This is a genomic window from uncultured Enterovirga sp. (assembly GCF_964242715.1).
Lineage (GTDB): Bacteria > Pseudomonadota > Alphaproteobacteria > Rhizobiales > Beijerinckiaceae > Enterovirga.
Window position 1 is genome coordinate 1 of the sequence record NZ_CAXTAZ010000093.1, and the last position, 7,178, is coordinate 7,178.

The window sequence follows — 7,178 nt, forward strand, 5'->3', positions numbered from 1 at the left end:
GAGAGCGACCGCAAGGTCGTGATCCGTCGCCCCGGCATGCCGATCAAGGTCATCGCGCCGCCCAAGGCCCCGCGCGGACCGGGCGGAAACCGCGACCGTCGCGGCCGTCTCACGATCTCGACCGCGACGTCGGGTGAGGACGAGCGCTTCCGGTCGGACGCCGCCCGCCGGCGCCGCCTTCAGCGGCTCACCGGCCATCGGGTCGAGGAGAAGGAGAAGCTGTCGCGGGAGGTCGTCATTCCGGAGACGATCACCGTGCAGGAGCTCGCCAACCGCATGTCGGAGCGGGCGGTCGACGTGATCAAGCTGCTGATGAAGCAGGGCCAGATGCTGAAGATCACCGACGTGATCGATTCGGACACCGCCCAGCTGATCGCCGAGGAGCTCGGCCATACCGTGAAGCGCGTCGCCGAATCGGATGTCGAGGAAGGCCTCTTCGAAGAGGACGTGAATGACGCCGCTGCCGAGGCACGGCCGCCGGTCGTGACCATCATGGGCCATGTCGATCACGGCAAGACCTCGCTGCTCGACGCGATTCGCAAGACGAATGTCGTTCGCGGGGAAGCCGGCGGCATTACGCAGCATATCGGCGCCTACCAGGTGAGCTCGCCGCTCGGCGGCAGGATCACCTTCATCGACACGCCGGGCCACGCGGCCTTCACGTCGATGCGGGCCCGCGGCGCCAAGGTCACGGATATCGTGGTCCTGGTGGTCGCGGCCGATGACGGCGTCATGCCCCAGACGATCGAGGCGATCGCCCATGCCCGGGCGGCCGGCGTGCCGATCATCCTGGCGATCAACAAGATCGACAAGCCGGATGCGGACCCGCAGCGGGTCCGGACCGAACTGCTGCAGCACAACATCCAGGTCGAATCGATGGGCGGCGAGACGCTCGAATTCGAGGTCTCGGCCAAGACCGGCGACGGGTTGAAGGAGCTGCTCGAAGGCCTGCAGCTGCAGGCCGAACTGCTGGATCTACGCTCCAACCCGGAAAGTTCGGCCGAGGGCAGCATCATCGAGGCGAAGCTCGATCGCGGTCGCGGCCCGGTCGCGACCGTGCTGATCCAGCGCGGCACGCTCTATAACGGCGAGATCGTGGTCGCCGGCGCCGAATGGGGTCGCGTTCGCGCCCTCATCTCGGATACCGGCGAGTCGCTGCGCGAGGCCGGTCCGTCCCTCCCGGTCGAGGTCCTCGGCTTCACGGGAACGCCCGAGGCGGGCGACCGCCTGGCAGTGGTGGAATCGGAAGCCCGTGCCCGCGAGATCACCGATTACCGCGCCCGCCAGAAGCGCGAGCGTCTGGCCGCGCGCCTCGCCGGTGCGCGCTCGTCGCTCGCCGACCTGATGCGCGAGCGTCAGGAGGGATCGGCCCGCAAGGATTACGCGCTCGTCCTCAAGGGCGACGTGCAGGGTTCGGTCGAGGCGATCACGACCGCGCTCGAACAGGTCGGCAACGACGAGGTCCAGGCCCGCATCCTGCATGCCGGGGTCGGCGGCATCACGGAATCGGACATCACGCTCGCCCAGGCCTCTGGTGCGCTCGTGATCGGCTTCAACGTCCGGGCGCTCAAGGAAGCGCGCGAGGCGGCCGAACGGGCCGGCGTCGACATCCGCTACTACAACATCATCTACAATCTCGTGGATGACGTGAAGGCGTCCATGTCGAGCCTCCTGCCGCCGAATCTCCGCGAGGAGCGTCTCGGCGAGGCCCGCATCCTCGAGGTGTTCGACGTCTCGAAGATCGGCAAGGTCGCGGGTTGCCGGGTCGAGGACGGCCGTGTCGAACGCGGCGCCCATGTCCGGCTCATCCGGGACAACGTCGTCATCCACGAGGGCACGCTCTCGACGCTCAAGCGCTTCAAGGACGAGGTCAAGGAGGTCGTGGCCGGCCAGGAATGCGGCATGTCCTTCGCCAATTTCGAGAAGATCCGCGTCGGCGACTTCATCGAATGCTACTTGGTCCACGCCGAGAAGCGCTCGCTCTGAGGCAGGCAGCGACCTCTCCCCGTCAAACGGGGAGAGGTCGAGTCGCACGTCAGTGCGACCGGGTGAGGGGCCGGGACACACGACGACCAAAGGCGAGCGTCGTGTCGACACTCCTTCGTCGCGTCTCGGTGTCCCTCAATCGGTCACGCTGACGCGCGACTCGACTTCTCCCCGCAAGCGGGGAGAAGAGACCAGAGGCCATGAAGAAACCATCCGACACCAAAGGCCCGTCCCAACGCCAGAGCCGCGTGGCCGAAATCGTGCGCCATGCGCTGGCCGAGGTTCTCGCGCGCGGCGACATCGCCGATCCGGTGCTGGCGAGCCACGTCGTGACCATCCCGGAGGTCCGGATGTCGCCCGACCTCAAGCTTGCGACCGCCTATGTCATGCCGCTCGGCGGCAAGGACGAGAAGCCGGTGATCGAGGCCCTCGATCGGCACAAGAAGGTGCTTCGAACCGCGGTCGCCCGGCGCGTGAACTTGAAATTCGCGCCCGACCTCCGCTTCCTGCGCGACGAGACCTTCGACGAGATGGCTCGGATCGACGCGATCCTCAGGAGCGAGAAGGTCCAGCGCGACATCGCATCCAAGGCGGCCGAGGAGCCGGAGGCGTGACATGGGCGGATCGCGCGGGGCCGGCCACGATGAGCCGGCTGACACAGATCAAGGGCAGGGACTTTTGAGCGATACGATCACGAGTGGCAGCGCCGAGACCGCCTCTGACGAGGGGCGCCAGGAGCGCGCGCCCGACAGCCGGCGGCAGCCCCAGCACGACCGCCCCAAGCGGCGCGTGGTCAATGGCTGGATCGTGCTCGACAAGCCGGTCGGCATGACCTCGACCCATGCGGTCGCGATGGTGAAGCGGGCGCTGAACGCCAAGAAGGCCGGCCATGCCGGCACGCTCGACCCCCTCGCCTCCGGCATCCTCCCGATCGCGCTCGGCGAGGCGACCAAGACCGTCCCGTATGTGATGGACGGCAAGAAATCCTACGTCTTCACCGTGACCTGGGGCGTCGAGACCGACACGGACGACGCCGAAGGCAAGCCGGTCCAGGCGACGAACCGCTTCCCGGAGCGGGCCGATGTCGAGGCGCTGCTCGGGCAGTTCACCGGCACGATCGAACAGATCCCGCCGCAATTCTCCGCCGTGAAGATCGCGGGCGAGCGCGCCTACGACCTCGCGCGCGAGGGTGAGACGGTGGAGCTCAAGGCCCGCACCGTCCAGGTCGACCGGCTGGCGGTCGTGGCGCATGACGGGGACCGCTCCATCATCGAGGCCGATTGCGGCAAGGGCACCTATGTGCGGGCGCTGGCCCGAGACCTCGGCCGCGCGCTCGGCTGCCTCGGCCACGTCTCGGCTCTCCGCCGCACCCGCGTCGGGCCCTTCAACGAGGGCGAGACGAGCTCGATCGGCGACCTGGAAGCGGCAGCGGCGGCCGAGGACGGCCTCGGGACGCTTCTTCATCCGGTCGCAACCGCGCTTTGCGACCTCGTCGCGGTGCCGGTCTCGCGCGAGGCCGCGGGCCGGCTGATGCGCGGCCAGAGCGTGATCCTGCGCGGCCGCGACAGCCCACTCGAGGGCCGCGTCTACGCCACTTATAACGGCGCGCTCGTCGCGGTGGGCGACGTCGACAAGGGCGAATTGATCCCGCACCGGGTGTTCAGCCTCGGCGAGCGCTGATCAGCCGCTCTCTCCGAGCGAGCCGCCGACCGATTCGTCGTCGACACAGATTGCAGTTCATCACAGGTTGTGGTGAGGTGCCATGTGTCGATGCGAGGAGGTTTGCGTGGATGAGAACCTCGGTGTTCGGGTTCAGCGCCTCGCCAAGGAGATATCCTGGCAACTCCGTGAGTATGATCGCGACTTGAACGCTCGCTTGGAGCGGCGCGACACTCTGTCATTCGACGATGTGCAAATATGGAGCAGCTGGAGTTCGGTTTGGGAAAGTACTTTCCAAACTTATTTGCCTGAAGCGGACGCCCTCGCGAGGTTGGGGGCACCCGAATGTTGGGAGCTTCTCGCATCGAGCATGCAATGGGTGAGAGCGAGCGGCCAGCGGACGATGCGAACGTCGCCGGTGAGCGGCTACCCCCCCAACTATCCTGCGCAACCGGGATCAAACCTGTCTGCTGCCCCGAAACACCTGCTCCCCATGGCTCGAGTGACCTCTGCAGGCACGACGGGCCAATCCCCGTCCGCATCGGGCGCGCCGCAACAAGCACAGCCCGATATTCTCGCCAAGATCTACGCGGCCAGACAACAAGAATGGGCAGATATCGCAAAGGACGCACGCGCCATGTTCGATCTGCAACAGGAACATCTCGCTCGATTATCGGCGTCGAGGCTTGCCTTCAATGACCGCCTCAGACGGTAGCTTCGGTCCGTATTTCTGCACGTATCTTTGATGCATGGCCATTCTAGCCCGGGAGGACGGGATGTCGGACGGTAACTTCTCCATTCGTGTCAAATCGAGTAGCGATAGAACACCCTCGTTGCAGCTCATCGGGCCAAAACGCGACTACGGAAGTGGAACCGACGTTACGTTCTCGGACCTGCCGCCCGGTCGCTACGACGTCTCCGGGTCGGCGGAGAAGAACATCGAGCAGGTCGTGCATCTCGGCCGAGACGTTGTTCTGGAATGGGATTTCACGGCACCCTAGTCATTCCGGCTGATACGTCAGATTAGGACTGACGAACGCCGAGTGGACAGGCCCTCAGCAGCAACGGTCAGGAATCCGAACGATGCCTGGTCGGTCACCGCGTCGGCGGTGCGGATTGCCGCTGAGCGGCCCGCCTTGTCCCCGGCCATGGTGGTTCGGCGCGCGGGCGACGGCAGTTGGCGTCCGGCATCCTTTCGTGTAGGAAACCATGAGCCGAACGGTCAGAGGACCGAAGGCTGCTCGCAATAGGACGACCGCGCTGGACGACATCCCGGCCCGGCCGCCTTCGCGAAGGGCGCGCTTTCTTGGCACGCCCACCCGTTCCCTCACCAAAAAGGATCCACGATGTCGATCACGGCAGAGCGCAAGACCGCGCTCATGAAAGAACACGCCCGCGCGTCGGGCGATACGGGGTCCCCCGAGGTACAGGTCGCGATCCTGACCGAGCGGATCACGAACCTGACCGAGCATTTCAAGACGCATTCGAAGGACAACCACTCGCGTCGCGGGCTGCTGAAGCTCGTGTCCTCGCGCCGGTCGCTCCTCGACTACGTGAAGAAGAAGGACGAGGCGCGCTACCGCACGCTGATCGAGAAGCTCGGCATCCGCCGCTAGGACGGGCGCGAGCCCGCACCCGCTCCTGCCGGCGAAAGCCGGCACCCAGGCCATGCCATGGATCCCGGCTTTCGCCGGGATGAGCGGTTCCGGGGCCACCCGTTCTCACGAATGTCGGCGCCCGCGCCGGCATCCTACCCGCCGGGCCATGGGGTCCGGCGTTCTTCGGCCCGGCGGGATGGCCCGCCGGATCCGCAACTGCCGGGCGCTCGATCGGCCGCCATGGCAGGATTGCCGGATGCTCGAGGGCGACCCCCAGGTCGCCACGACCCTGAGAGGTCGAAAGAGCCTCCCGTCATCTTGCCCATGGCGCCCGAGGGCCGGCCCGGCCCAGGAAGGTCAGACAGATGTTCGATATTCAACGCGAAGAGCTGATGTGGGGCGGGCGGAAGCTCGTCCTCGAAACCGGCAAGATGGCCCGCCAGGCGGATGGCGCGGTGCTGGCGACCTACGGCGAGACCGCCGTGCTCGCCACCGTCGTATCCATGAAAGAGCCGAAGCCCGGCTTCGACTTTTTCCCGCTCACCGTGAACTACCAGGAGCGCACCTACGCGGCCGGCCGCATCCCGGGCGGCTTTTTCAAGCGTGAGGGCCGTCCGAGCGAGAAGGAGGTCCTGACCTCCCGGCTTATCGACCGGCCGATCCGTCCCCTCTTCGTCCAGGGCTACAAGAACGACACCCAGATCGTCGCGACCGTCCTGTCGCATGACCTCGAGAACGATCCGGACATCGTCGCCATGGTGGCGGTCTCGGCGGCGCTCACCATCTCGGGCGTCCCCTTCATGGGCCCGATCGGTGCGGCCCGCGTCGGCTATATCGGCGGCGGCTACAAGCTGAACCCGCTGCTCACCGAGATGGAGGCCTCAAGCCTCGACCTCATCGTGGCCGGCACGACCGACGCCGTCCTGATGGTCGAATCCGAGGCGAAGGAACTCGGCGAGGACATCATGCTCGGGGCCGTGATGTTCGGCCACAAGCATTTCCAGCCGATCATCGACGCCTGCATCCGGCTCGCCGAGAAGGCCGCCAAGGAGCCGCGCGACTTCACGGCCCCGGACCTGTCCGAGATCGAGACCGTCATCCTGCAGATCGCCGAGCAGGACCTGCGCACGGCCTACGGCATCACCCAGAAGCAGGAGCGCTACGTCGCGATCGACGCCGCCAAGGCGAAGGTCATGGCCGCGCTCGTTCCGGCCGAGGGCGAGGCCCGGTTCAACCCGGACAAGGTCAAGACCGCCTTCAAGGAGGTTCAGGCCAAGGTCGTCCGGATGAATATCCTGGATACCGGCTCGCGCATCGACGGACGTGACGCGAAGACGGTCCGGCCGATCCTGTCCGAGGTCGGCATCTTGTCACGCGCGCACGGCTCGGCGCTGTTCACCCGCGGCGAGACCCAGGCGCTCGCGGTCGCGACGCTCGGCACCGGCGAGGATGAGCAGTTCATCGACGCGCTCGAGGGGACCCGCAAGGAGAACTTCCTCCTGCATTACAACTTCCCTCCCTACAGCGTCGGCGAGACCGGCCGCATGGGTTCGCCCGGACGGCGCGAGATCGGCCACGGCAAGCTCGCCTGGCGGGCGATCCACCCGCTGCTGCCGCCGCCGCATGAATTCCCCTATACGATCCGCATCGTCTCCGAGATCACCGAGTCGAACGGCTCGTCCTCGATGGCGACGGTCTGCGGCTCGTCCCTCGCGCTGATGGATGCGGGCGTGCCGCTGCGGGCGCCCGTCGCCGGCATCGCCATGGGCCTCATCCTCGAGGGTGAGCGCTTCGCGGTCCTGTCCGACATCCTCGGCGACGAGGACGCGCTCGGCGACATGGACTTCAAGGTGGCCGGCTCGGAGGGCGGCATCACGTCTCTCCAGATGGACATCAAGATCGCCGGCATCACCGAGGAGATCATGCGGGTCGCCC

General features: G+C 66.6%; 7 protein-coding genes. All 7 read left to right on the forward strand.

The annotated features are described in order from the left end of the window. Positions 1-1,986: translation initiation factor IF-2 (gene infB, locus ACFE87_RS24300; protein ID WP_375462241.1), on the forward strand; the 1,986-nt coding region annotated here is incomplete at its 5' end. Positions 1,987-2,186: 200 nt separating this feature from the next. Further along, the gene (gene rbfA, locus ACFE87_RS24305) at positions 2,187-2,600 is read left to right on the forward strand and encodes a 30S ribosome-binding factor RbfA (RefSeq protein ID WP_375462242.1); all 414 of its coding nucleotides are present in this window, start codon (positions 2,187-2,189) and stop codon (positions 2,598-2,600) included. A gap of 64 nt (positions 2,601-2,664) precedes the next feature. Beyond that, complete coding sequence (truB, locus tag ACFE87_RS24310; protein WP_375462243.1) at positions 2,665-3,666, forward strand: tRNA pseudouridine(55) synthase TruB; 1,002 nt, start codon at positions 2,665-2,667, stop codon at positions 3,664-3,666. Between the two features lie 106 nt (positions 3,667-3,772). Continuing rightward, positions 3,773-4,360 (forward strand): hypothetical protein, encoded by a 588-nt coding sequence (locus tag ACFE87_RS24315; RefSeq protein ID WP_375462244.1) that lies wholly within the window; start codon positions 3,773-3,775, stop codon positions 4,358-4,360. Between the two features lie 118 nt (positions 4,361-4,478). Beyond that, positions 4,479-4,646 carry a hypothetical protein gene (locus tag ACFE87_RS24320; protein ID WP_375462245.1) on the forward strand — a complete coding sequence of 56 codons (168 nt, stop codon included), beginning with the start codon at positions 4,479-4,481 and terminating at the stop codon, positions 4,644-4,646. Positions 4,647-4,991: 345 nt separating this feature from the next. After that, positions 4,992-5,261, forward strand: coding sequence for a 30S ribosomal protein S15 (gene rpsO, locus ACFE87_RS24325; RefSeq protein ID WP_375462246.1), 270 nt, complete (start codon positions 4,992-4,994; stop codon positions 5,259-5,261). 347 nt (positions 5,262-5,608) lie between these two features. Beyond that, positions 5,609-7,178, forward strand: a 1,570-nt coding sequence (gene pnp, locus ACFE87_RS24330; protein WP_375462247.1) for a polyribonucleotide nucleotidyltransferase, incomplete at its 3' end; no start/stop codon positions are given.

What these genes read in the sequence shown, in the direction of transcription:
- rbfA (WP_375462242.1), top strand. Translation starts at nt 2,187, where the DNA reads ATGAAGAAACCATCCGACACCAAAGGCCCGTCCCAACGCCAGAGCCGC.
- rpsO (WP_375462246.1), top strand. Translation starts at nt 4,992, where the DNA reads ATGTCGATCACGGCAGAGCGCAAGACCGCGCTCATGAAAGAACACGCC.